22 protein-coding genes are annotated in these 22,111 nt (G+C 58.0%); 12 read left to right on the top strand and 10 right to left on the bottom strand.

From position 1 onward, the window contains the following. Positions 1-2: 2 nt before the first annotated feature. Both AC1DCP_RS08495 and AC1DCP_RS08490 read left to right on the top strand, forming a co-directional pair. Positions 3-1,013 (top strand): ABC transporter ATP-binding protein, encoded by a 1,011-nt coding sequence (locus AC1DCP_RS08495; RefSeq protein ID WP_065704744.1) that lies wholly within the window; start codon positions 3-5, stop codon positions 1,011-1,013. Between the two features lie 239 nt (positions 1,014-1,252). Further along, positions 1,253-2,746, top strand: a complete 1,494-nt coding sequence (locus AC1DCP_RS08490; RefSeq protein WP_038490653.1) for an ABC transporter substrate-binding protein — start codon at positions 1,253-1,255, stop codon at positions 2,744-2,746. A 281-nt stretch (positions 2,747-3,027) separates the two neighbouring features. On the opposite strand, the gene AC1DCP_RS08485 is transcribed toward AC1DCP_RS08490, so the two are convergent. Then, positions 3,028-3,282: a heavy-metal-associated domain-containing protein gene (locus AC1DCP_RS08485; RefSeq protein ID WP_003496638.1), complete on the bottom strand. Its 255-nt coding sequence runs from the start codon at positions 3,280-3,282 to the stop codon at positions 3,028-3,030. Positions 3,283-3,389: 107 nt separating this feature from the next. Beyond that, entirely contained in the window at positions 3,390-4,847 is a 1,458-nt protein-coding gene (locus tag AC1DCP_RS08480) for a TrkH family potassium uptake protein (RefSeq protein WP_003512541.1), read from the bottom strand. Positions 4,848-4,926: 79 nt separating this feature from the next. Between AC1DCP_RS08480 and ilvA the strand changes: the two genes are divergently transcribed. The 3 genes from ilvA to AC1DCP_RS08465 all read left to right on the top strand — a co-directional run bounded on the left by ilvA (position 4,927) and on the right by AC1DCP_RS08465 (position 7,969). After that, the gene (gene ilvA, locus AC1DCP_RS08475; RefSeq protein WP_029658759.1) at positions 4,927-6,201 is read left to right on the top strand and encodes a threonine ammonia-lyase; all 1,275 of its coding nucleotides are present in this window, start codon (positions 4,927-4,929) and stop codon (positions 6,199-6,201) included. Positions 6,202-6,277: 76 nt separating this feature from the next. Beyond that, positions 6,278-6,586 (top strand): HlyU family transcriptional regulator, encoded by a 309-nt coding sequence (locus tag AC1DCP_RS08470; RefSeq protein WP_013635901.1) that lies wholly within the window; start codon positions 6,278-6,280, stop codon positions 6,584-6,586. Between the two features lie 117 nt (positions 6,587-6,703). After that, complete coding sequence (locus AC1DCP_RS08465) at positions 6,704-7,969, top strand: GGDEF domain-containing protein (RefSeq protein WP_026330810.1); 1,266 nt, start codon at positions 6,704-6,706, stop codon at positions 7,967-7,969. Positions 7,970-8,011: 42 nt separating this feature from the next. On the opposite strand, the gene AC1DCP_RS08460 is transcribed toward AC1DCP_RS08465, so the two are convergent. Further along, positions 8,012-8,629: an FMN-dependent NADH-azoreductase gene (locus tag AC1DCP_RS08460; RefSeq protein ID WP_003512545.1), complete on the bottom strand. Its 618-nt coding sequence runs from the start codon at positions 8,627-8,629 to the stop codon at positions 8,012-8,014. Between the two features lie 149 nt (positions 8,630-8,778). Between AC1DCP_RS08460 and AC1DCP_RS08455 the strand changes: the two genes are divergently transcribed. Together AC1DCP_RS08455 and AC1DCP_RS08450 are read left to right on the top strand one after the other, a co-directional pair. Next, positions 8,779-9,747 carry a LysR family transcriptional regulator gene (locus AC1DCP_RS08455; protein ID WP_013635904.1) on the top strand — a complete coding sequence of 323 codons (969 nt, stop codon included), beginning with the start codon at positions 8,779-8,781 and terminating at the stop codon, positions 9,745-9,747. A gap of 200 nt (positions 9,748-9,947) precedes the next feature. Next, entirely contained in the window at positions 9,948-10,499 is a 552-nt protein-coding gene (locus tag AC1DCP_RS08450; RefSeq protein ID WP_065688217.1) for a DUF2087 domain-containing protein, read from the top strand. A gap of 45 nt (positions 10,500-10,544) precedes the next feature. Here the strand turns inward: AC1DCP_RS08450 and AC1DCP_RS08445 are convergent, their stop codons facing one another. The 3 genes from AC1DCP_RS08445 to AC1DCP_RS08435 form a co-directional block, all read right to left on the bottom strand. Continuing rightward, positions 10,545-12,533, bottom strand: a complete 1,989-nt coding sequence (locus AC1DCP_RS08445) for a bifunctional 2',3'-cyclic-nucleotide 2'-phosphodiesterase/3'-nucleotidase (protein ID WP_003512549.1) — start codon at positions 12,531-12,533, stop codon at positions 10,545-10,547. 214 nt (positions 12,534-12,747) lie between these two features. Beyond that, positions 12,748-13,083 (bottom strand): PilZ domain-containing protein, encoded by a 336-nt coding sequence (locus AC1DCP_RS08440; RefSeq protein ID WP_003512551.1) that lies wholly within the window; start codon positions 13,081-13,083, stop codon positions 12,748-12,750. Positions 13,084-13,181: 98 nt separating this feature from the next. After that, positions 13,182-13,649, bottom strand: a complete 468-nt coding sequence (locus AC1DCP_RS08435; RefSeq protein ID WP_065688218.1) for a DUF1203 domain-containing protein — start codon at positions 13,647-13,649, stop codon at positions 13,182-13,184. A 162-nt stretch (positions 13,650-13,811) separates the two neighbouring features. Here AC1DCP_RS08435 and AC1DCP_RS08430 point away from each other — a divergent pair, with 162 nt between their 5' ends. Both AC1DCP_RS08430 and AC1DCP_RS08425 read left to right on the top strand, forming a co-directional pair. Further along, the gene (locus AC1DCP_RS08430; RefSeq protein ID WP_065688219.1) at positions 13,812-14,696 is read left to right on the top strand and encodes a DUF4344 domain-containing metallopeptidase; all 885 of its coding nucleotides are present in this window, start codon (positions 13,812-13,814) and stop codon (positions 14,694-14,696) included. Between the two features lie 54 nt (positions 14,697-14,750). Beyond that, positions 14,751-15,395, top strand: a complete 645-nt coding sequence (locus tag AC1DCP_RS08425; protein WP_065688220.1) for a dihydrofolate reductase family protein — start codon at positions 14,751-14,753, stop codon at positions 15,393-15,395. Positions 15,396-15,533: 138 nt separating this feature from the next. Here the strand turns inward: AC1DCP_RS08425 and sseA are convergent, their stop codons facing one another. The 4 genes from sseA to AC1DCP_RS08405 form a co-directional block, all read right to left on the bottom strand. Further along, positions 15,534-16,955, bottom strand: coding sequence for a 3-mercaptopyruvate sulfurtransferase (gene sseA, locus AC1DCP_RS08420; protein WP_112152845.1), 1,422 nt, complete (start codon positions 16,953-16,955; stop codon positions 15,534-15,536). Positions 16,956-16,971: 16 nt separating this feature from the next. Next, a complete protein-coding gene (locus tag AC1DCP_RS08415; protein WP_003512557.1) occupies positions 16,972-17,709 on the bottom strand; it encodes an alanyl-tRNA editing protein in 738 nt (245 codons plus the stop codon). A gap of 12 nt (positions 17,710-17,721) precedes the next feature. Next, positions 17,722-18,759: a cysteine synthase A gene (locus AC1DCP_RS08410; RefSeq protein ID WP_003512558.1), complete on the bottom strand. Its 1,038-nt coding sequence runs from the start codon at positions 18,757-18,759 to the stop codon at positions 17,722-17,724. A 122-nt stretch (positions 18,760-18,881) separates the two neighbouring features. After that, positions 18,882-20,321, bottom strand: a complete 1,440-nt coding sequence (locus AC1DCP_RS08405) for a cryptochrome/photolyase family protein (protein ID WP_112152847.1) — start codon at positions 20,319-20,321, stop codon at positions 18,882-18,884. A 189-nt stretch (positions 20,322-20,510) separates the two neighbouring features. On the opposite strand from AC1DCP_RS08405, the gene AC1DCP_RS08400 reads away from it, so the two are divergent. The 3 genes from AC1DCP_RS08400 (at position 20,511) to AC1DCP_RS08390 (ending at position 22,044) form a co-directional block, all read left to right on the top strand. Next, positions 20,511-20,798, top strand: coding sequence for a DUF982 domain-containing protein (locus tag AC1DCP_RS08400; protein ID WP_003512562.1), 288 nt, complete (start codon positions 20,511-20,513; stop codon positions 20,796-20,798). A gap of 131 nt (positions 20,799-20,929) precedes the next feature. Then, entirely contained in the window at positions 20,930-21,487 is a 558-nt protein-coding gene (locus AC1DCP_RS08395) for a methylated-DNA--[protein]-cysteine S-methyltransferase (protein WP_038492779.1), read from the top strand. Between the two features lie 113 nt (positions 21,488-21,600). Continuing rightward, the gene (locus tag AC1DCP_RS08390) at positions 21,601-22,044 is read left to right on the top strand and encodes a TIGR02594 family protein (protein ID WP_081308529.1); all 444 of its coding nucleotides are present in this window, start codon (positions 21,601-21,603) and stop codon (positions 22,042-22,044) included. Positions 22,045-22,111: the final 67 nt, after the last annotated feature.

Below are 22,111 nucleotides of genomic sequence, written 5' to 3'. Positions count from 1 at the left end.
CGATGCTATCGACAGTGAAAACACCGAACCAGCCTCAGGCGGATGGCAAGATCAAGCCCTATGTGGTCGCAAACAACCTGTGCAAATATTATCCGATATCGGGTTTCGGCAATCGCGTGGTCAAATCCGTGGACGATGTTTCCCTCACGATCGGCGAGGGCGAGGTTCTTGGTCTCGTTGGCGAATCCGGCTGCGGCAAAAGCACTGTCGCCGGGCTGATAACGCGGTTGACCAACGCGACGAAAGGCGAGGTCAGCATCGGAGACCACGATATTCTGCACATGCAGGGCGAGACGCTGCGGCGCATGCGCCGTGTCGTGCAACTGGTGTTCCAGGATCCCTATTCCGCGCTCGACCCGCGCATGCGCATAGGGCAAAGCATGGAAGCGCCGCTTGCCCAGCACGGCATCGGCACGCGCGAAGAACGCATCGCGCGCGTGTTCAAGATGCTGGAGGAGGTCGGCCTCGATGCCTCCTATTATGACCGTTATCCGAGCCAGTGCTCCGGCGGGCAGTTGCAACGCGTGGTCATAGGCCGCGCGCTTCTTCTCAATCCAAGCTTCCTTGTGTGCGACGAACCGACATCGGCGCTCGACGCCTCCATGCGCACGCAGATCCTGAACCTGCTGATGGACATGAAGCGTCGTCATGGTTTGACGGTGCTGATGATTTCCCATGACCTGCGCGTGGTGCGTTATCTCTGCGACCGTATCGCGGTTATGTATCTCGGGCGGATCGTTGAAATCGCCGACCGGGATGAGCTTTTCCGGGCGCCTAAGCATCCCTATACGAAGGCTCTTATTGCCTCTTCTATGCTTGATGAAACCGGACTATATGCACCGGAAATGCTTCTGGATGGTGATTTGCCAAGCCCGCTCAATCCTCCAAGTGGCTGCAAGTTTCACACCCGCTGCAAATATGCGACGCAGATTTGCAGCGAACAGGAACCGGTTCTGGAAGACGTTGCCGGGGAGCATTTCGCTCGTTGCCATCACTGGCGCGAATGGGGCTGAGGAGCAGCGCAGTTACAGTCTTCTGGTTCTGTAAAAACAGATGAATTGTGCGTTTGTGAATTAATATCGGAATTAAATTCCGAGTATAAAAACATAAAATGAATGATATTCAAGCGGATGTTCGTGGAGCGTCCGAAGGATATTCTTATGTCTTTCGAGATCTATTTTGTGAAGATATTAAATCTCGTGAGACGACTGACTTTTGAGCGTTGTCATCAAAAATAAAAGGGGAATATTCAATGATAAAGCACGTACTTTTGGCGACAAGCGCCATTGTGGTTTCGTTTTCAGTTCAAACGGCCAAGGCCGATACGATTACCTATGACGACAATTTCGGTGTCAAGACCGGCTGGCAAATGGCGTCGGACGACGCCTATCTCGGCTCACGCGCGGGTTGTTTCGAGAGCTTCGTGCGGGTCGGCTACGACATGAAACTGGAGGCCAGTCTTGCCGAAAGCTGGAAGCAGACGGACCCTAAGGTCTGGGAATTCAAGCTGCGCAAGGGTGTGAAGTTCCAGAATGGCGAGCCGCTCAATGCCGCAACCGCAGTCAATGCGCTGACCAATCTTCTGAAGGCGCCGGTTCCAGCCCGCGCCTTCTCGCCGAAGTTGATTGCTTCTGTCGAAGCGAGCGGCGACGACAGCGTGAAGATAACCACCATCGAACCATCGGTGATGCTGCCGGCGCAAATGGCGAGCCCTGCCACGTCAATCCTTGCCCCCGCCGCTTATAAGGACGGGAAAGTCGATCCGGTCGGGACCTGCACCGGACCTTTCAAGATCACGGAGGTCGACCCCAGCCAGTACATGCTTCTTTCCGCCAACCACGATTATTGGGGCGGCATGCCGAAGCTTTCCGGAGGCCGCGTCAACTTCGTTCCCGATGCCGACACCCGCGCCACCCAGGTCCGAACCGGCGAAGCGCAGATTTCGCGCCTTGTGCCACCATGGACGGTCAAGACCATCGAATCCACCGACGGCGTCAAGGTCGCGCCAATTCCTTCGCCGCGCATTACGGAACTCCTGCTGAACAACGCGAAGGCGCCTTTCAATAATGTGAAAGTGCGTCAGGCGATTCAGGCTGCCATCGACACCACCGGTATCGCCGACAGCATTTATGAAGGCGCGGTAAAGGGTGCTACCCTGCCTTTCGCAGCGGGAGAGCCATGGGCCGCGAAGGAAGTCGAGCCCGCCTATAATGTCGAGAAAGCAAAGGCTCTGCTGAAAGAGGCAGGCGTAGCGCCAGGCAGTCTGAAGATCGCGCTCCTCGCCTATACGGCAAAAACGGAACTGAAGGATGTCGCGGCCATTATCCAGGCCCAGTTGCAGGAAATCGGCATCAAGGTTGATGTTCGCGTCGCCGATTACAGTGCAATCGAGCCAGATCTGCTGTCCGGTAATTTCGACATGGCGCTCCTGTCCCGCGGTTATGCCACAGATGTTGCCGAACCGGCCGGCTTCCTAAATGCCGACTATACCTGCGGCGGCAGCTACAATATCTCGCATTATTGCAACGAAGACACCGACAAGCTGATCAAATCGGCCTATGCGACGGCCGAACCTGCCAAGCGGTATGCAATTTACGGCGAGGCGGCAAAGAAGCTGTATGAGGAGGCCGTCACCGTCTTCCTGATCCATGAGACCGTATTCGACGCCTATTCGGAGAAGCTTGCAAACTACAAGCCCCATCCCATCAACTACTTCGTCATGACCAAGGATCTGGCAACGAAGTAAGGCGTGCGACATTGCCGATGAAGCCCAGCCCGGCTCGCAAGAGCCGGGTTTTTCGTGTGCACAGAGACGATTGATGCCGGCGTTTGACGAATACGGGTTTGAAATCCGGAAAACCTCCGCTGTCATCCCTGGGAAGGGAGAGGGCATATGCAGCCTGGGGGAGGTAAGAAGGGGCGGACGTTGGTATCGTCCAGCGGCTGTCACGCAAGCTCGGCGTGAAGCGGGGGCAGGCAGGTCGATCCGGCGGCAGGGATGAAGGCCGCCGCCGGCATCTCGTCAAATCAGGCGCGCGCTTCTGGCGTATAGCCTGCAGCGGTGATGATTTCAGCAATACGTGCCGCGTCGGAGACGCCGCCAACCACAACCGTGCGGCTTGCCGGATCAGCATGAACGGCGGCACCGGGAACGGTCTTTTCGATTGCGCCCTTGATCACACCGGCGCAGTGACCGCAGGTCATGTCTTCAACGTGGAAAGAAAGGTCGGCATCAACAGGTGCGGCAGCGGTTTCGGGGTGATGCTGGTGGGCGGTGCACATAGGCGGTTCTCCTTGGGTTGGAACTTGTAACAGCAGGAGCCTGGACTATTCCAACGTGGGAAGGTCAAGCGCTTTATTAAGGCAGCCAAAATAAGCGCACCGGCATTTTAGTTGCGCCAGAAAATCGGCATCAGCAGCACGAGAACGGTGAGGATTTCCAGACGTCCAAGCAGCATCAGGACAGACAGGAGATAGAGCGCCGGATCACTGATCGTGGAGAAATTGCCGACAGGCCCGATGATCGGGCCGATGCCGGGCCCGACATTGGCAAGTGCGGTCGCAACGCCCGAGGTCGCAGTCAGGAAATCGTAACCCATAAGGCTCATTGCAAGGCTGCCGGCGATCCAGAGCGCGATGAAACAGCTGACGAAAAGGAAGATCGTCCGGATCGTGTCGGGATCGACCACCTGCTGGCCGTAACGGACCGAATAAACCGCGTTCGGATAGATCAGCTTTTTGAGGCCCGCCCGAACGACATTGAACATGATCAGGAAACGATAGGCCTTGATACCACCCGCCGTCGAGCCGGAGCAGCCGCCCATGAAGGTTGCGAAAAAGGCCACGACGACAACGAACGGACCCCACAGCGTGTAGTCGTCGCTCGCAAAGCCACCGGTCGAGAGGATTGATGTCATGTTGAAGAAGGAGTGGCTGAGCGCAGTATCCAGCGGCACGCCGTTTCTAAGGTGGTGATAAACGCCGACTGCGATGGAAATCGCGCAGAGATAGCCAAGGAAGACGGCTATCTGCGGGTCGCGCAGCGTCTCCAGCCTGCGGCGCACCGCAAGCAGGATCATCACCGAGAAGGGCAGGCTGCCGAAGATCAGGAAGATGGTGGCAATCCAAAGCAGCGCCGTGTTGTTGAAATAGGCAAACGAGGCGTCGTGGGTGGAAAAACCGCCGGTCGCAACCGTCGACATGGCATGGTTGAGGGCATCGAAATGCGACATGCCGGCAAAATCGAAAGCCACCGTGCAGGCGATGGTCATGATGATGTAGATCGCCACGAAAGCGCGGGTGAAGCTTGCCAGCCGCGCGAAGGGCCGGTCATTGCCGGTGTCGGATGATTCCATGCGGAAGAAGGTCATGCCGCCGACGCGCAAGAGCGGCAGGATGAAGAGGCCAAGCGCGACAATACCGATGCCGCCGAGCCAACAGAGCAACGACCTCCACAGAAGAATGCCCTGCGGCGCATTATCGAGGCCGGATATGGCGGTCGATCCCGTCGTCGTGATGGCCGATACCGATTCGAAAAGGGCCTGACCGGGCGTCAGGTCAAGCTCGGACAGATAGAGCGGAACCGCTCCGACAATGGAAAATACAAGCCAGAGCACGTTGACGAGCAGGAAGCCGAAACGTTTGTTGAAGGACGCGATCGGTGCGCGCGTGGCCAGCGCACAGGCAAGTGCAAAGCCGCCGCACATGAAGCCTGAAAGCGCAAACACCGTCCAGTCGTCATTGCCGTAATAAAGGTCCGTCAGCGCGGGCAGGAACATGGCCGTCGCGAGATAGAGCCCGAAGATGGACGCCACATATATGACCGAGCGCAGAAGATTGCTGTTCAAGAAATGAAACCCAGGGTTCGTGGCAGCGTGAAATGAGTCTTTGTCTCTGACGCCTTCCTATGGCATAGCGGGTGCCATTATGAATTTCAATGGATTGACAATCGTGGACAAGCAGCTTGTGGAGGCAGCGCGGCGGGAAGTGCGGGAGATATTCCCGGAAACGCCGTTGCAGTTGAATGAACATCTCAGCCGTCGGTATGGCGCGTCGATTTGGCTGAAGCGTGAGGATCTGTCTCCGGTTCGTTCCTACAAGATTAGAGGCGCATTCAACTTTCTCCGCAAGGCTGTCGCGAAGGCTGGCAAGGACAAGGTTTTCGTCTGTGCTTCGGCCGGTAACCATGCGCAGGGCTTTGCTTTCGCCTGCCGCCATTTCGGCGTTCACGGTGTTGTTTTCATGCCGGTGACCACGCCGCAGCAGAAGATCGACAAGACCCGTATCTTCGGTGGTGAATTCATCAGCATCCGTCTGGTGGGCGATATTTTCGACCAATGTTACGCCGCCGCGCGCAAATACGTCGAAGACAATGACGCCTACATGGTGCCGCCCTTCGACCATCAGGATATCATCGAAGGCCAGGCGACGGTTGCTGCCGAAATCATGGACCAGCTCCCCGAAGGCACCAAACCGGATATGGTTGTCATGCCGGTTGGCGGCGGCGGGCTTTCGGCAGGCCTTACCGGCTTTCTGGCGGGCACCGTTGAAAAGGGCAACTTCGTGTTCTGCGAGCCGGAAGGCGCGCCGAGCCTGAAAAGGAGCCTCGAGCGCGGCGAAGCGGTAACGCTCCCCAAGGTCGACAATTTCGTCGACGGCGCCGCTGTTGCCCGCATCGGCGATCTCAACTTTCAGGCGCTGAAGGATTTTCCGGCCGAGCAGGTTTTGCTCATCCCCGAAAACGCCATCTGCGTGACCATCATCGAGATGCTGAACCTCGAAGGCGTGGTGCTGGAGCCAGCGGGTGCGCTGTCCATTGCCGCGCTGGAGAAGCTCGGCCGCGAGAAACTGGAAGGCAAGACGGTTATCGTCGTCGTCTCCGGCGGCAATTTCGATTTCGAGCGCCTGCCTGACGTCAAGGAACGCGCCATGCGTTACACCGGTGTGAAGAAATACTTCATTCTGCGCCTGCCGCAGCGCCCCGGCGCGCTGCGCGATTTCCTCAATCTGCTTGGCCCGGACGACGATATCGCCCGTTTCGAGTATCTGAAGAAATCGGCCCGCAATTTCGGTTCGATCCTGATCGGCATCGAAACCAACGCGCAGGAAAACTTTGCAGGGCTTCTGGAGCGTTTCGAGGCTGCGGGCCTCGGCTATGAGGATATTACCGAAAACGAGATCCTGTCGAACCTGATCATCTGATCGGGATAAGAGCGACGGGGAAGGGCGGAGCATATCCGCCCTTCGAAATGCGAGACAGTTTAAGGGAGTGAAAGCCATGGCATCGTTTTTTTCCAAAATCCTTTCGGCCTTCGGCTCCGGCCAGTCCGCGGATGCGCCGCAGAAGGCAGCGCAGTCGGAACCGCATGTGCATGGAGACTATCTGATCTATGCGACGCCGCTGAAGGAAGGCGGCCAGTTCCGTTTGGCGGGCCGCATCGAGAAAAAGGACGGCGAGGAAACGCTCGTACATGAATTCGTGCGCGCCGATGTCTTCACCAGCATGGACGATGCGGTTGAGTTCACCATCCGCAAGGCAAAGCTGATCATCGACCAGAACGGTGCGTCGCTTTTCCCAGGAAAATGATGGCGGTTTCTTCTGCTGGACATTAAGATTCCGTTGGTTGCTTCGGCCTATCGTCTTCAGAGGGCATGAAGTCGCGCCGATGAACCGGCGCGATGTGGATCGATAGGGCGTATGCCGATGCAATGGGCAAATCTGGCCCTCTTTGTGGCGGAAGCCATAGTCTATTTTTCGGTAATGACGGCATTCCTTCATTACCGGCATATTCTCGGCATCGGTGTTTTTCTCACCGCGCTTGGCGTCATGCATTTCCTAGAAACCTACCTGGCGGCGGTCTTTTACGTCGAGCTGCCATTTGGCGTGGTATCACCCGGCTCCTCGATCCTTTTTGCCGGCAAACTGATGATGATCCTCATGCTCTATATGCGCGAGGATGCGGCAGTCGTCCGCCAGCCGATCTACGGCCTGTTTCTCGGCAATATACTCACCATCATCATGGTGCAGATCATCCGCTTCCATCCGACGGTGGCAATTGTCCCCGGACAGTCGGTAGATACCGGATTTCTGGATGAGATGGGCGTGCTGATGGTCTGGGGAACCAGCCTGCTTTATATCGACGCCATCGCCATCATTCTGTTTTACGAAAAGCTGGGACGCTATTTGCAGCGCCATATTGTCCTGCGCTTCGCAATCTGTGGCGTGGTGATTTTGAGCCTGGATCAGGCAGGCTTTTACGCGGCGCTGCGATATATGCTGAACGCGCCGGTCGATGTCTTTTACGATGGCTGGAAAGCGAAGATGGTGGCCGTTGCCATCTATGCTCTGCTCTTTGCCATTTATCTGAAGTTAACGGCGGCGAAAGGCCGCTTCCTGACGCGCCGCAGCGTTGCCGATGTCTTCAATGACCTCACCTTCAGGGAACGCTACGAGGAGCTTTTGTCCCGTTCCGGCCGCGACATGCTGACCGGTGTGTCTGACCGCGCCCGCATGGAACTCGATGCGCCGTCGGTCGTCGTGGAATGTCTGGAAAAGAAACGTCCCGTCAGCGTGCTGATCGTCGATATCGATCACTTCAAGACCGTCAACGACACCTTTGGGCATTTGCAGGGCGATGAGATGTTGCGGGAATTCGCCGCCGTTCTGAAACGCATCGTGCAACCGCACGGCCATCTCTACCGGTTCGGCGGCGAGGAGTTCGTCGCCCTGTTGCCGACGATGACCCATGAGGGGGCACTTGCCTTTTCAGCAGGTCTGCGGACGGCGATATTGAAGGATCTGCAACGGCCAGACGGTTCGCCGCTGACTGTCAGCATCGGCGTCGCCACGGCTTTCGAGGACGGGCAGCTTTTCCGCGCGCTGCTATCGGAAGCAGATGCGCGGCTCTATGCGGCAAAAAATAACGGCCGCGATCAGGTGCACGGCCGTTACGGAGTGTGGGTCGGCTGATACCGGCAATCGAGCCGGCATCACCACGTGTCAAATGGCGCCTCAGGCGGCCTGCGCCAGTTCGGCAACCTTTGCTTCGGCTGCCGCAACGGCTTTCTCAACGGCTTCCGGTCCGAATGCCAGACCTTCGACATAGATCACTTCAACGTCCGTCATGCCCATGAAGCCAAGAACGGTCTTGAGGTAGGGAACGGCGTGGTTCATCGACACAGCCGGGCCTTCTGAATAAACGCCGGCGGCGGCCAGCACGATGTAGACCTTCTTGCCGGTGGCAAGACCAACCGGGCCGGTTTCGGTGTACTTGAAGGTCTGGCCAGCGCGGGCGACGTTGTCGATCCACGACTTCAGGCCGGAATAGATATTGAAGTTGATGAGGCCGGTGCCGATGACGACAGTGTCGGCGGCCATAAGCTCTGCAACCAGCTTGTCGGAATAATCGGCTGCAACCGCTTCTTCAGCCGTGCGCTGGTCTGGAGCCTTGCGGATCGCAGCGGTCTTGACGGTGTCGAGATGCGGAATGGGGTCGGCAGCAAGATCGCGGTGGACAAGGGTGTTGGAAGCCGACTTGGCCTTCAGCTTGTTTGCGAGTTCGCCGGAAAACTTGTTGGAAACCGACTCGTCGCCACGCGGGCTGGAGGTGATGAGCAGAATGTTGGACATGGTCTTTCCTTGCATAAGCGATGAATTGACGGGCGCCTTGGGAGGGCGGGAGAGCACGATGCCCTTCCTTTGCCCCCTATATGACCAATTGATGCCATCAAGAAAACTGTGATAATGTGGAAGCGACCTATCGATGAAATGGATGGAACATGGACGCGAACCCGACGCTCGACCAATTGCAGGTGTTTTTGACGGTTGCCGAAACCGGAAGTTTCTCTGCCGCGTCACGGGCGCTCAATCGCGCCCAGTCTGTTGTCAGCTACACCATCGCCAATCTCGAGGCGCAGCTTGAAGTCAGCCTGTTCGAGCGCAATGGCGTACGCCAGCCTCGATTGACGGACGAGGGTCGCGCCATGCTGGAAGATGCAAGGCGCATCGTGGCCGGTCTGCAGGAAATGCGTGCGCGCGCCAAGGGTTTGAAGCAGGGGCTGGAGGCCGAGCTTTCTGTCGCCATCAGCACCATGGTGCCGGCGGAAGCCGTCGTTGCGGTGCTTCGCGATTTTCGCAAGGAATTCCCCACCGTTACCCTCAGCCTCAATGTGGGTGAGTTGGGCATGGTGATGGATATGGTGCTCTCCCGCAAGGCTGGGATTGGCATCGGCGGGGCGCTGTTGCGCCAGGATGACGAACTCGTCGTCGAAAAGGTCGGCCATTCCTTCATGCTGCCGGTCGTCGCCGCCGATCATCCACTGGCACAGATCGAGAGGCCGCTGGTTCTGGGCGATGTCCGCGAGGAGGTCCAGCTCGTCGTCACCGATGCGTCGGGGCTGACCAAGGGGCGCGATTTCAACGTGCTGTCCTACAAGACATGGCGGGTCAGCGACATTGCCACGAAATACCAGCTCATCAAGGGCGGTCTCGGCTGGGGCGGTCTGCCCGCATCGATCGTGCGCAACGACCTGACCAATGGCAGCCTGAAGGCACTTGATCTCGAAGCTTATGAGCAGGGCGAATATCCGATCTTTGCGCTGCGCCGGGTGGATTCACCCGCCGGTCCCGCTGGCCAGTGGCTTGCCACGGCCTTTCAGCAGCGTCTGTCGGCATGCCCGAACCAGAAGGATTTCAACAGGATAATTGCCGGAGGCAAACAGCGGACTATTTCTGTCGCCGCTGAGTGACATGGGTTGACTGAGTGACCAATTGACGAAGGTGAATGGCCTGCCTTATACAGGAAACACGGTCAGCAGTTCACCGAGGCATCGCCGTCCCGCAAGGGAAGCTAAACCTGCATTTTGAAAGATTGACAGCACTTATCCCGTGCCTAGTCGGAAGCCGGCGATCAGCGACACCTCTTCGGAATGGCACTCGAGGGTAAGTCATGCCACGTTCGATCTTTTCCATTGATATCGCCGACCTCTCCACCTTTGCCAAATCGCTAAGCGAACAAATCGGCAGGCTGGACCGCCAGCCAAGCCATGTGGAGATGCTCAATCTCCTGAGCCGGGCTGCCGGGTTTCGCAACTTTCAGCATCTGCGCGCCGCGCGCACGCCACCCGTAGCAAGTGGCTTGCCGCCATCGCAGACACGACCGGAGACAATGCCTGCCAATGAGGGCAGGGTGCTGAAGACCGCGCGGACTGTCGATGCTGCCGGTAGATTGGTGCAATGGCCGGCCCGCCGCTCCCAGCAGGAACTGTGCCTCTGGTATCTGTGGGCAAGAATCCCAGCCGGTCGCAGTTTCTCAGAGCGCGAATTCAGCAGCTTTCTCGATGGTCTGCACCTGTTTGGAGATGCCGCGATGCTGCGGCGTGACATGGCGGGTCTCCGGCTCATCCGCCGTAATCGCGATGGCAGCGACTATCAACGCATCGAGCAGAAGCCACCGCCGGAACTGCCACTGCTGTTGCGTATCGTGAGTGACCGCAATTGAGTAAATGCCCTCCCGGCCGATGAAACGCCGGGAGGGCTGCAAGCTCTAGAGAACGAGGCGGAACTTTGCGAAACCTTCGGCGCCGTCGCCGGCATCCTCGATTTTTGCGCCCTTGATGTCAGCCGCGTAATTGCGACCCTTCGGACCAGTCTCGAAGATGGCGGTCGTATTGGCAACTGGGGCGAAGGACCAGTTGGCATCCGCCGACGGGTTAATGGTGCCCTGATCGATGATATAGCGCACGATCACGTCGCGGTTGGTGTCGGGCGCCACGAAGATCACCTTGTCGGCGGCGATATCGGGGAATTTTCCGCCGCCGCTTGCACGGTAATTGTTGGTCGCCACCACGAATTTCTGCTCGGGGTCGATCGGCTTGCCATCGAATTGCAGATTGACGATGCGGTTGCTGTCGGGATTGACGGCCTTGCCGTCCTTGTCGAACTTTGCCGGTTTGGAAATGTCGATCTGGTAGGTGACACCGTCGATGACGTCGAAATTATAGGACGGAAAATCCGCGTTTAGGAGCGGCGCATCCTTTGCGCCGGCCTCGACCGTGTTGAACATGCCGGCGGACATTTCCAGCCAGTTCTTCACCTGCGCACCGTTGATCAGCACCGCCTGCACCGTGTTGGGGTAGAGGTAGAGATCGGCGACGTTCTTGATGGCGATGTCACCGGCAGGGACATCGGTGTAATAATCCGCACCACCGCGACCGCCAGACTTGAAGGGCGCTGCTGCCGAAAGCACGGGCAGATCCTTATATTGCCCTTCCTTCAGCATGTCCTTGATGTACCACGTCTGGGCATTGGAGACGATCTGCACGGACGGGTCGTCGGCCACCAGCGCAAAGTAGGAATAGAGTGGCGCCGATGTCTTGCCGACCGGGCGACGCACATAGGCGAGCGCCGCTTCGTGATCTGCCTTGGCGGCGGCTATGACCTCCGGTTTGTCCGTGACATCTGCAACGACCTTGCGATTGTCGTCGCGGTGGTAGATCGGCCGGGCCTCGGAGGTGAAATCGACGATCTTCCAGCTTTTGCCGTCCTTTTCGAGCAGAAGGTCAATGAGGCCCATATGCGAGCCCCAGAAACCGGCCATCACGGCCGGCTTGCCCATCAGGGTACCCTTGACCGCATCCGCACCCTCGATGCCGTCCCATGTCTTTGGACCGGGGAAGACCAGATGCTGGTGACCAGTGAAGATGGCGTCAATACCTTCCACGCCCGCCAGATAAAGCGAGGCGTTTTCCATGCGATCGGTCTGGCCCTTGCCATCGATGCCGGAATGGGAAAGCGCGATGACGATATCGGCACCTTCTTCCTTCATGACCGGAACCCAGGCTTTAGCCGCCTCGACGATATCGCGCGTCTGGGCCTTGCCCTCCAGATTCTTGGAATCCCACATCATGATCTGCGGCGGCACGAAACCGATGATACCGACCTTGACCGGGCTGGTTACGCCTGCACCATCGCGGATCTGTTTCTCGAGGATGACGTAAGGCTTGAAGAACAGCTCATCCTGCTTGGGATCGGAAGCCAGCTGACCCTTGGTGAGGTTGGCGCAGACATAAGGGAAACCGGCGCCCGCCAGCGTATTGGACATATAGTCGAGGCCGTAATTGAATTCGTGGTTGCCAAGCGTGCCGCAATCATAGCCAAGGACATTCATGGCGTTGATGACGGGATGCTTGTCGCCGGCCTTCATGCCGCGCTCATAGGCGATGTAATCGCCGAGCGGATTGCCCTGCAGGAAGTCGCCATTGTCCACCAGCATCGAGTTTCCGGCCTCGGCACGGATGGCGCCGATGATCGAAGCGGTGCGCGCCAGACCCATCGTGTCGTTCGGTTTGTCGGCGTAATAATCATAGGGAAAGACGTGAACGTGGATGTCAGTCGTTTCCATGATGCGCAGATGCGCCTGGTTGGCTGCGGCGCGCGCGGCGAAGGGATGCAACAGCACCAGAGCCGAAGAGGCGGCGATGCCACCCAGAAGCGAACGGCGAGTGATGGGGTGGAGAGCGAGAAGCGACGACATGGGAACTCCTTCGTATGAAGCTTGCTCTGTCAGGAAAACGACAAGGTAGAAGCAATCCCCGAGGAGTCCATCATCAAAATGACAAGCCCGTGACGGACGGGCCAGTTTTCAACCGTTTGATAAATTTTTTGTCACAAGGTGGCCGCGCGCGCATGGTGCGCTTCGGGAATGCGCTATGTCCGGTCTGCGCATTCCCCTTGTCGGAAACGTCTGCTTAGCGGGCGAGAGTCGGTTTTACTTCTTCGTGGAAGAAGCGGAAATAAGACGACAGCTGTGCCAGCGTGTTGGTGGAAAGTTTGAGTTGCAGGCCGAGCCGGTTCATGTGCTGCCATTGCACGACACCCTCGATGAAACCCAGATCTTCACTCTGCACCTTCACCCGGCTTCCCTTGGCGGCAGCGAAAGGTCCGTCCAGTTCGAGCGCCATGCCGGTGGCGGACAGGTCCACCACGCGGCCTCGGGTCGACTGGCTGAAATAGTGCACGGTCGCGTAGATCCGGGTCTTGCTACGGGTCGCAGTGCGGGTCGCCATATTGAGGTTGTTTGTCATTTCGCTACTCAAATCAATTGTTTCCGATGCTTGCATCATGACGTAGAAAGTTTGAGAGCCGTTTAGCCGTTTGCTTAAAATTGCAAGTAATCGCGCGATTATGCTGTGTCGATACGGCACTGGTAGCAATTGTTGCGGGCGGAGCGCACATGCACATAAGCGACGTCTGCCCGCTCCAGAAGATGCGCTGCGCGTGAAAGGATTTCGTCCGTCGCCGTCACCGCTCCGGTGCCGTAGACGATGCGGTCGTCAGTGCCATAACCGCGAACGATATAATCGGGGCTGTTAAGCATCGGGGGAAGGGCATCCGTCTGCGGATAGTGCTCACAGGCCTCAGCGTGAAGAAAGACTGGCCCCGTTTCCGCATAGGGCTGGAGCGAAGGGAAGGGCCGGTAGGCGAGGATCAGCATTCCTTCGCCTTCATTAATCTGGGAAAGGCAATGGCGGCACGGCATGCCGCCTGGAGAAATGGCCTTTTCCGGCGGGTTGCCATAGGCGTCGGCGGCTCCCGCCCGGAAAGCTTCAGCTTCCTTAGCCGGCATTGCTGTAAAGACGAGATCGGTCATGGCGAGGTCCTTCTGTTGGGATCGGCGTTGCTTCTTTGCAGCTATGATCCCGAAACAGACCTCTATCCACCCGATTCTTGACGGGTGATGCAACCAGCCCATTGCGTGACTCGTTAGCATCGGGAATCAGTGGCGCTCCTCGATCCCGGAAGGTCTGATTTTATGTTCCGTCGTTTTCTGGCCGCCGTTCCGCTGGCTTTCGTTTCTTTGACGGTTCCGATCGACACGCAGGCGCAGGTCGCCTCCGGTCTCGATGGCCTGTCCGACGATCAGCTCCAGCAGGCGGTCAATTTCGTCATCGGCAATGCGATCTTCTCGCTTTATCACGAGGGTGCACGCATGCTGATCTCGGATTTCGGCGCGCCGGAGACCGGCAGCGCGCAAGCAGCTGCCGATCAGCTGGCGGGCACGCTCATCCTTCAGGCCAACGAGGAATGGCTTGATACCGCACTCGTCAACGCTACCGACAGCTGGTATCTGGCGCGCGAGACGGAGGCTTTGCCCCAGCACGAAGCACCGGTGTTTTCGGCGCTTGTTCCCGACAGGAGCCGCGATCGCAACATGGCCTGCCTGATGGTCGGCCGCGACAAGGACGGCTATGGTGATCTTGCCACCATGATGGGGCTCGCCAATGACGAATTTGCCAAATGTGGCGCCGCCTATCCGCGTATCGCATCGGCGTGGGAAGATTTTCTGACGCCCCACCGCGCGCAGACACCATCCAGATTTACCGTGAGCTACGTGCCGCCGCGCGATCCTGAGCTGGAACCTTACGCCATCATGGTCAAGGAATCGAAGGTTCTCGATCTTATCAGCCGCAGTTTCGGCGTTTACGGCTTGAAAGGTGAGGTCAAGTTGACGGCGAAGTCCTGCGGGCGTCCCGATGTCTACTGGTCGGCCGAAAAACGTGAGATCACCTATTGCTACGAGCTGGGTAAATTCCAGGCGGAGCTGATTGCCGATCATCTCCTCAACAGCGTTACCGAAGACAAAGGTTCCGCCGGCGGGCATACCCCGACGGCCGTCACTCTGGAAAGAGAAATCTGAGGCCAGTTACCGGATGCACGGCAACCTGTCCTCTTGAAACGGGAGGATATTGCCATGCCGAAGGTTGTCGTTCGAAATTTCGCCATTTCGATTGACGGATACGGTGCCGGGCCGGATCAAAGTCTTCAGAACCCGCTGGGTGTGAATGGCGAAACCCTGCATCAATGGGCGTTCAAGACCCGCACCTTTCACCGCATGTTCGGCAAGCAAGGCGGCTCGACCGGCACGGACGAGCAGTTTTCCGAGAAGAGTTTCGAAAATATCGGCGCCTGGATCTTGGGCCGCAACATGTTCGGCCCTATCCGCGGTGCTTGGCGGGATGAACACTGGAAGGGCTGGTGGGGGGAAGAGCCGCCTTATCACGTGCCGGTTTTCGTGCTGACGCACCATGCGCGCGCCTCCTTTGCGATGAAGGGCGGCACCGTGTTCCATTTCGTCAACACGGGCATCAAGGCCGCCCTCGACATGGCGTTGGAGGCGGCAAACGGCAGGGACGTCCGGATCGGCGGCGGCGTTTCAACCATTCGGCAATATATGGCCGGAAGCATGATCGACGAACTGCATCTGGCGCTGGCCCCGGTCTTTCTCGGCAAGGGCGAAAACCTGTTCGAGGGGCTGGATTTGCCTGCGCTTGGTTATCGCTGCACCGGGACCTCGGCGGGTGAGGGCGCGACCCATTTGATTATCGATAAAGCCTGAGTCGCAAACTGCACAATGGTATCATACGCGGTTGCCTCCCACTCCCTCATTCCTGTGACAAGCACAGGAATGAGGGAGGAGTAGTCGGATCTGCTCTACAGTCGGGGAATAGCGCGGGCCATCCCCGACGTGACGAACTCAGTTGCGCAGCGAGATTTCCAGAAGCTCCGTATCGGACAGCGGCTCTACCCAGGCCTCATAGGTACCAACAGGCGAAAATCCCATCATCTGGTAGAGTTGCAGCGCGCGGGGATGGTCAAGCGTGTTGGTGGTCACCGTCACGCGCTTCGGATTGTCCTGCCAGGCGGCGTAAAGCGCCTGCAACAGGAACCACTTGCCGACGCCAGCACCGATTGCCTCTTCGAGAAGCCCGAAATAGGAAAGCTCGGTTACCTCGTCGCTTGCCTTGTTCAGCTCGAAGAAACCGGCGGGTGCACCGTTCATATAAAGGACGGTAACGCTGTTGTTCGGGTCCTTGAGGACGGCGGACAGTTCCGCATCGCTCATGCGCATGCGTTTCTGCCAGTGCCAACGTTTTCCCACCCGCCAGTACATGTAGCGGTAGAAGTGCAGGGGAATATCGGTGACCCGCATCAGTGCCGTCTGGATGTTGACGGGGATAGCAAGGCTGACCTTCGGCGGCGCCGTCATTTCAAGCTGCGTGACATGCGCCTTCAACGGCCCATGTGACACCACGGGAAGAGGTTCGGCAGGGCCGGTGACAACAGGCGTGTCTTCCAGTCCACCCCATTCCGACCACGAACCGTCATAGAGCGAATTATCCTGGTGGCCGAGCGATTCCAGCGCCAGCGTAATGACGGCGGCGGTAACGCCCGAGCCGCAGCTCGTCACCACAGGCTTGCCAAGATCGATACCGGCATCCGCCACCATCTTGCGGATGGCGGTGAGGTCCTTGAAGTGGCCGTTCTCGGAAAATGCGGTGGCGGGCAGGCTGCGAGCACCAGGCATATGGCCCGAACGCATGCCGGCACGCGGCTCGGCCTCGTCGCCGGTGAAACGTCCCGCGCCGCGGGCATCGGCAATCTGCTTTTCACCACTGTCAACGATGCCGCGCATGGTCGATAGCGAGGTCACGCGCTTTTCGTTGAAATCGGGTGTGAAGGTGGCAGGCTCGATTTCCGGCGTGCCGGTTTCTAGCGGCCGGCCTTCGCGCTTCCAGCCGTCAAGACCGCCATCCAGCACGTAGGCCTTGCGCACGCCCATCACCCGCAGCATCCACCACACGCGCGGTGCGGAAAAGAAACCGGGGCCATCATAGACCACGATGGTATCGGTGTCGCTGAGGCCAAGCTCTCCCGCCTGTTCCGCAAAGAACTCCGGCGAGGGCAGGGAATGCGGCAATCCGGTTGCATGATCGGCGATCTTGTCCTGATCGAAGAACACGGCACCGGGCAGGTGACCCGCCGCAAATTCTTCCGCACCGTTGCGTTTATGCGCCGGCAGATACCACGAGGCATCAACGAGACGAAACCCGGCCGTGCCGAGCTGCTTTTCTACCCAGTCCGCCGAAACGACGAAACGGCTCTTATCCGTGCTCACGATGTCTCTCCTGATTTCAGGCAGCAGCTTCAGGCGTGCCGAAACGAATGCGGAACCGCCTGTTCTCCTTGCCCTTCTTTTCTATCTTGGCAATGTGAATATCGCCCACTTCCTGCGTTTCGGAAACATGGGTGCCGCCGCAGGGCTGGCTGTCGATGGTAGAATTTTCGCCGATGCAGACAAGGCTGACCCGGCCAAGGCCGATTGGCGGGCGCACATTCTTGGATTTGACGATGCCCGGATTGGCCTGAAGTTCTTCGTCGGTAATCCATTGCAGGAAAACGGGATGGTTGGCTTTCACCAGTTCCATCAGCTTTGCCGTCACTTCATCCTTGTCGATGGTTTCCGACATGTCGAAATCGACGCGCGATTCGTCTTCGCCGACGGCAGCACCGGTGATTGGCCACTGGCAGACGACTGATAGCAGATGGCAGGCCGTGTGCATGCGCATCAGCTTGTAACGGCGCGGCCAGTCTACGTGCAGGGTCAGTTTTTCACCGACTTCGGGGGAAGGCTGACCTTCCAGCGGCACATGGATGATAACGCTCTTGTCGGCGCCATTTTTGGTAATGCCGAGTTCGATGCGCGAACCATCGGCCCGCTCGAGAAAGCCGCTGTCGCCCGGCTGGCCGCCGGACGTGGCGTAAAAGCAGGTCTGGTCGAGCTCGATGCCGCCATCCTCATGCACCGCCGTGACGATCGCTTCTGCGGTGGAAAGATAAAAATCGTCACGGAACAGGGCATTCACAGGCATTTCGGCATGTCCTCAAACGGTTTCGTACGGAACCGCAATCTCGCTTTTCGTTGCCAGCCACTGGGGAACCGGAAGCCCCTTGGAGCGCAGGAAATCCGGATTGAACAGCTTCGACTGATAACGATTACCGTAGTCGCAAAGTATCGTCACGATTGTATGCCCCGGACCAAGCTCGCGGGCAAGGCGGATTGCGCCGGCAATGTTGATGCCGGAGGAGCCACCGAGGCAAAGACCCTCTTTCGTGACCAGATCGAACAGCACCGGCAGGGCTTCCGCATCCGAAATACGATAGGAGAAATCCGGCGCGAAGCCTTCCAGATTTGCGGTGATGCGCCCCTGGCCGATGCCCTCGGTGATAGAGGAGCCTTCCGACTTCAGGACGCCATGCTTGTAAAATTCGTAGAGGGCGGCGCCCTCAGGGTCGGCAAGGCCGATCTTTATATCGGGATTGAAATCGCGCAGGCCGTCAGCCACGCCCGCAAGCGTTCCGCCGGAACCGACGGAGCAAATGAAACCATCGACCTTGCCGTCCGTCTGGTCCCATATTTCCGGTGCCGTTGTCTCAATATGGGCCTGACGGTTGGCGATATTGTCGAACTGGTTGGCCCAGATCGCGCCGTTTTCATCCGTCGCGGCCAGCTGTTTTGCCAGGCGGCCGGAAACCTTCACGTAATTGTTCGGGTTGGAATAGGGTGCCGCCGGAACCTCGACCAGCTTTGCGCCGAGAAGCTTCAGCGCATCCTTCTTTTCCTGGCTTTGCGTCTCAGGAATGACGATGACAGTCTTGTAGCCGAGCGCATTGGCCACCAGCGACAGGCCGATGCCGGTATTGCCTGCCGTGCCTTCCACGATGGTGCCGCCCGGCCGCAGCTGTCCGCGCCGTTCCGCATCGCGGATGATGTAAAGCGCGGCGCGATCCTTTACCGATTGGCCGGGATTGAGAAACTCCGCCTTGCCGAGGATTTCACACCCCGTCGCTTCAGAGGCAGCTTTCAGACGGATAAGCGGCGTGTTGCCGATAGCACTGAGCGCAGAGGGATGAATGGTCATGATTGAGCCTTCTTGTCTGAGCGGAAATTAGGTGCCGTTATGTCCCGTTACAACCGCCTCAAGGCAAGAAATTATCTTCCCGCCTTAGGCTTCGCCACGCAAAATTTTGCCGATACCCAATTTTATGCGTTGTTCTTCACTGCGGCGTAGGATGCAAGTGCTCTTTCCCGTGCCTTCCCATGGTCGACGATCGGCAGGGGATAGGTCTTGCCGAGCTCGATACCCGCCTTTTTAAGCACCTCTTTCGGTGCTTCAAACGGCTTGTGGATGTATTTTCGCTCAAGCTTTTCAAGCTCCGGCACGAAGCGGCGCACGTAGTCTCCCTCGGCATCGAATTTCTCCCCCTGCAATATGGGGTTGAAAATGCGGAAGAACGGCGAGGCGTCCGCGCCCGAACCCGCCACCCACTGCCAGTTGGCGGCGTTGGAGGCCGGATCGGCATCAACAAGCGTATCCCGGAACCACTTCTCGCCTTTGCGCCAGTCGATAAGTAGATGTTTGATGAGGAAGGATGCAACTATCATGCGCACCCGGTTGTGCATGGTGCCATGTTTCCACAATTGCCGCATGCCGGCATCCACGATCGGATAACCCGTCAGGCCACGCGTCCAGGCGTTGAAGGATGTCTCATCGTCCCGCCAGCCGAAGGCGTCGAAACTGTCGTTCCAGTTTTTCTCGTCCAGCTCGGGAAAGTGGAACAGCAGATGGTAGCAGAATTCCCGCCAGACGAGTTCCTTGCGGAAACGGCTGATATCGTTGGACGCGATATGGCGTGATAGCCCCTTCGTCGCATGCCACACGGCGGCGGGCGATATTTCGCCGAGCGCCAGATGCGGCGCAAGAAGCGACGTGGCGTCCTTCGCCGGAAAATCGCGGCCTTCCTCATAACCCTTCAAGGCACCATCGATGAAATCATCGAGTTTTTCCCGCGCGGCATTTTCGCCGGGTGTCCATATCTCGCTGAAACCCCTGGCCCAGTCCGGTTTGACCGGCAGAAGCTTCCAATCATCGAGTTTCTCCGATTTTGGCCATGTCTCAGGTGCCTTCAGGCTCTGCGGTGCATCCGCCGGCGTATGTGGCTCCTCGCCGCCCTCCAGAGCCCGCCAGAAGGGCGTGTAGACCCGGTAGGGACCGCCGGATTTGGTCTGCACCCGGGATGGTTCATGCAGGAGGTGTCCGGCAAAGCTGCGAACTGTCAGGCCGTCGTCCCCAAGCGCCTCTTTTAGTGTCTTGTCCGTTGCCATGCCGGTCGGCTCATAACGACGGTTCCAGAGGACTGCATTCGCGCCGGTTTCGGCTATAAGCCGGCGCAGCGTCTCCTCTGCGTTGCCGCTTCTGAGCAGTAGACGGCTGCCGCATTTTTCCAGCGCCGCGGAAAGAGAGGCAAGCGAATGGTGAAGCCACCATTCCTGCGCGCCGCCCAGCGGGCCGCTGGATGTCTCACGGATATAGATCGGTATGACGGTGCCGCCATGCTCCACCGCTGCGAGAAGGGCGAGATTGTCCGCAAGACGCAAGTCCTTGCGGAACCAGACGATAACAGGAGAGGATTTTGTTGGCATGAAGGGATCCGGTTCACTTCCGCTTGAACGAGTGTTGAAACGCTTTGTTCCTCAAATCGCGTAGAATGGAAAGCTGGAGGCACATGGTTTTTCGAGGGCTATTTTTTCGACCTTGAAACCAAAAGTGAAGGGAACCAACTGGAGGAGCCGGCGTTTTTCGCTGGTTAATAGAGCATGGAAGTACAATCAATGTTGCTGAAAGACGTTAAGTGGGAAAAGCCTGTTACCATATCCTTGGAAAACGGTGCTCCCCGGATTTTCAACGGCGTTTACGAGGCCTTCGATTTTCTCCAGCACGAATGGCCACAACGCGGTGACAAGGCGCATGAGCAGGCCCTGCGTCTGTGCCGCGCCTCGCTGATGGGGGACGTGGCTGGAGAGATTGCGCGCGCCGCCTTCGTTACCGCAAGCCGCCAGGCGCAATGCCTCTTGGAGGCCGGAAACAAGGTGGAAGATCAGGGCAAACTTGCATCCTGACAGCGTTCCCGGATTGAGATGTGAAAGGCCACCCGTAAAGCCGGGTGGCCTTGTTTTATCCGCCGCCAGAAACGGGTTGTGTCGAACGCAGGATATGGCATCGTGCGCGTGCAAAGCGGATGAATACGGCAATGACCAACCACTACGGCTATATTGTTTTCCCGACAGCTCTCGGCCATTGCGGCCTCGCATGGGCAGAGCGCGGTATCGCCCGTCTGCAATTGCCCAGCGCAGATGCCGGTGAAACCGAGAAACTTATCCAGAAACGCCTGCCGTCATCTTCCATTGCTGTACCCGACACACGCGCCCGTGAGGCGATTGCGATGGTTACCCGCTATTTCGATGGTGAAGAGATTGATTTTACGCCCGTGGAACTCGATCTTGCCGGGCAGGAGCGGTTCTTTCTAGATGTCTATGAGGTGGCACGGCATATCGGCTGGGGCCGCACGACGACCTATGGCGGTATCGTAAAAACGCTGGGCCTCTCCATGGAAAAGGCCCGCGACGTCGGGCAGGCCATGGCGAAAAATCCCGTGCCGCTGATCATTCCCTGCCACCGTGTTCTGGCGGCTGGCGGCCGGCTGGGTGGCTTTTCCGCGCCGGGCGGAACGAACACCAAATTACGTATGCTGGATCTCGAAAATGCCGGCCGCAGCCGTGCTGACGATGCACAGGGCAGCCTGTTTTAAAGCAATGACAGATCAGTTCACATGAATAGCCGTCTGATTTCTGCCCTTTTCTCGTCAAATTGTCGCTAAATTGTCACAATACACGGACGCCCTCTAACATAAGGGCGAGACGTTTGAGAGTATCCGCGTTAATTCTATCCGTTGCCTTGGCTTTTACAGTCGTGGCACCCGCGTCGGCTGGCATGCTGAACCAGGCTGAAAAATACACCGGACTGCATGAATCCAAAAACAACAAGAGCCTGAAGAATATTCTTGGGGCAAATCCCCGCAGCACACCGTGGTGTGGCCTGTTCCTGCACGCCGTTGCCAGCAAGGCCGGGCGCGCATCGCCCAAATCCTATGGATTTGCAAAATCCTGGACGTCATTCGGTTACGCCGTACCCGTCGCCGCCGCCAAACCGGGCGATGTTGTCGTCATTCGCAACGGCCGCGGTTATCACGCCGGAATATTGAAGAGCATGAGCGGCAAGACAGCGCAAATTCTCGGCGGCAATCAGTCCGGCCGGGTACAGGTGTCGAACTTCAACCGCAAGGCCATCGTTTCTGTGCGTCGCTGAACACCGGACCAACTTACTACGATCCTTATAAAGGCGGGCTGTGGCCCGCCTTATGCGTTTTAAGGCC

The sequence above is a fragment of the Agrobacterium sp. 10T429 genome, assembly GCF_056393925.1.
This window is presented reverse-complemented; position numbering and strand designations above follow the sequence as displayed.

Excerpts from the sequence above, each read along its gene's own strand:
- AC1DCP_RS08495 (WP_065704744.1), top strand. The coding sequence starts at position 3 with ATGCTATCGACAGTGAAAACACCGAACCAGCCTCAGGCGGATGGCAAG.
- AC1DCP_RS08490 (WP_038490653.1), top strand. The coding sequence starts at position 1,253 with ATGATAAAGCACGTACTTTTGGCGACAAGCGCCATTGTGGTTTCGTTT.
- AC1DCP_RS08485 (WP_003496638.1), bottom strand. The coding sequence starts at position 3,282 with ATGTGCACCGCCCACCAGCATCACCCCGAAACCGCTGCCGCACCTGTT.
- ilvA (WP_029658759.1), top strand. The coding sequence starts at position 4,927 with ATGAATTTCAATGGATTGACAATCGTGGACAAGCAGCTTGTGGAGGCA.
- AC1DCP_RS08470 (WP_013635901.1), top strand. The coding sequence starts at position 6,278 with ATGGCATCGTTTTTTTCCAAAATCCTTTCGGCCTTCGGCTCCGGCCAG.
- AC1DCP_RS08465 (WP_026330810.1), top strand. The coding sequence starts at position 6,704 with ATGCAATGGGCAAATCTGGCCCTCTTTGTGGCGGAAGCCATAGTCTAT.
- AC1DCP_RS08460 (WP_003512545.1), bottom strand. The coding sequence starts at position 8,629 with ATGTCCAACATTCTGCTCATCACCTCCAGCCCGCGTGGCGACGAGTCG.
- AC1DCP_RS08455 (WP_013635904.1), top strand. The coding sequence starts at position 8,779 with ATGGACGCGAACCCGACGCTCGACCAATTGCAGGTGTTTTTGACGGTT.
- AC1DCP_RS08450 (WP_065688217.1), top strand. The coding sequence starts at position 9,948 with ATGCCACGTTCGATCTTTTCCATTGATATCGCCGACCTCTCCACCTTT.
- AC1DCP_RS08445 (WP_003512549.1), bottom strand. The coding sequence starts at position 12,533 with ATGTCGTCGCTTCTCGCTCTCCACCCCATCACTCGCCGTTCGCTTCTG.
- AC1DCP_RS08440 (WP_003512551.1), bottom strand. The coding sequence starts at position 13,083 with ATGACAAACAACCTCAATATGGCGACCCGCACTGCGACCCGTAGCAAG.
- AC1DCP_RS08435 (WP_065688218.1), bottom strand. The coding sequence starts at position 13,649 with ATGACCGATCTCGTCTTTACAGCAATGCCGGCTAAGGAAGCTGAAGCT.
- AC1DCP_RS08430 (WP_065688219.1), top strand. The coding sequence starts at position 13,812 with ATGTTCCGTCGTTTTCTGGCCGCCGTTCCGCTGGCTTTCGTTTCTTTG.
- AC1DCP_RS08425 (WP_065688220.1), top strand. The coding sequence starts at position 14,751 with ATGCCGAAGGTTGTCGTTCGAAATTTCGCCATTTCGATTGACGGATAC.
- AC1DCP_RS08415 (WP_003512557.1), bottom strand. The coding sequence starts at position 17,709 with ATGCCTGTGAATGCCCTGTTCCGTGACGATTTTTATCTTTCCACCGCA.
- AC1DCP_RS08410 (WP_003512558.1), bottom strand. The coding sequence starts at position 18,759 with ATGACCATTCATCCCTCTGCGCTCAGTGCTATCGGCAACACGCCGCTT.
- AC1DCP_RS08405 (WP_112152847.1), bottom strand. The coding sequence starts at position 20,321 with ATGCCAACAAAATCCTCTCCTGTTATCGTCTGGTTCCGCAAGGACTTG.
- AC1DCP_RS08400 (WP_003512562.1), top strand. The coding sequence starts at position 20,511 with ATGTTGCTGAAAGACGTTAAGTGGGAAAAGCCTGTTACCATATCCTTG.
- AC1DCP_RS08395 (WP_038492779.1), top strand. The coding sequence starts at position 20,930 with ATGACCAACCACTACGGCTATATTGTTTTCCCGACAGCTCTCGGCCAT.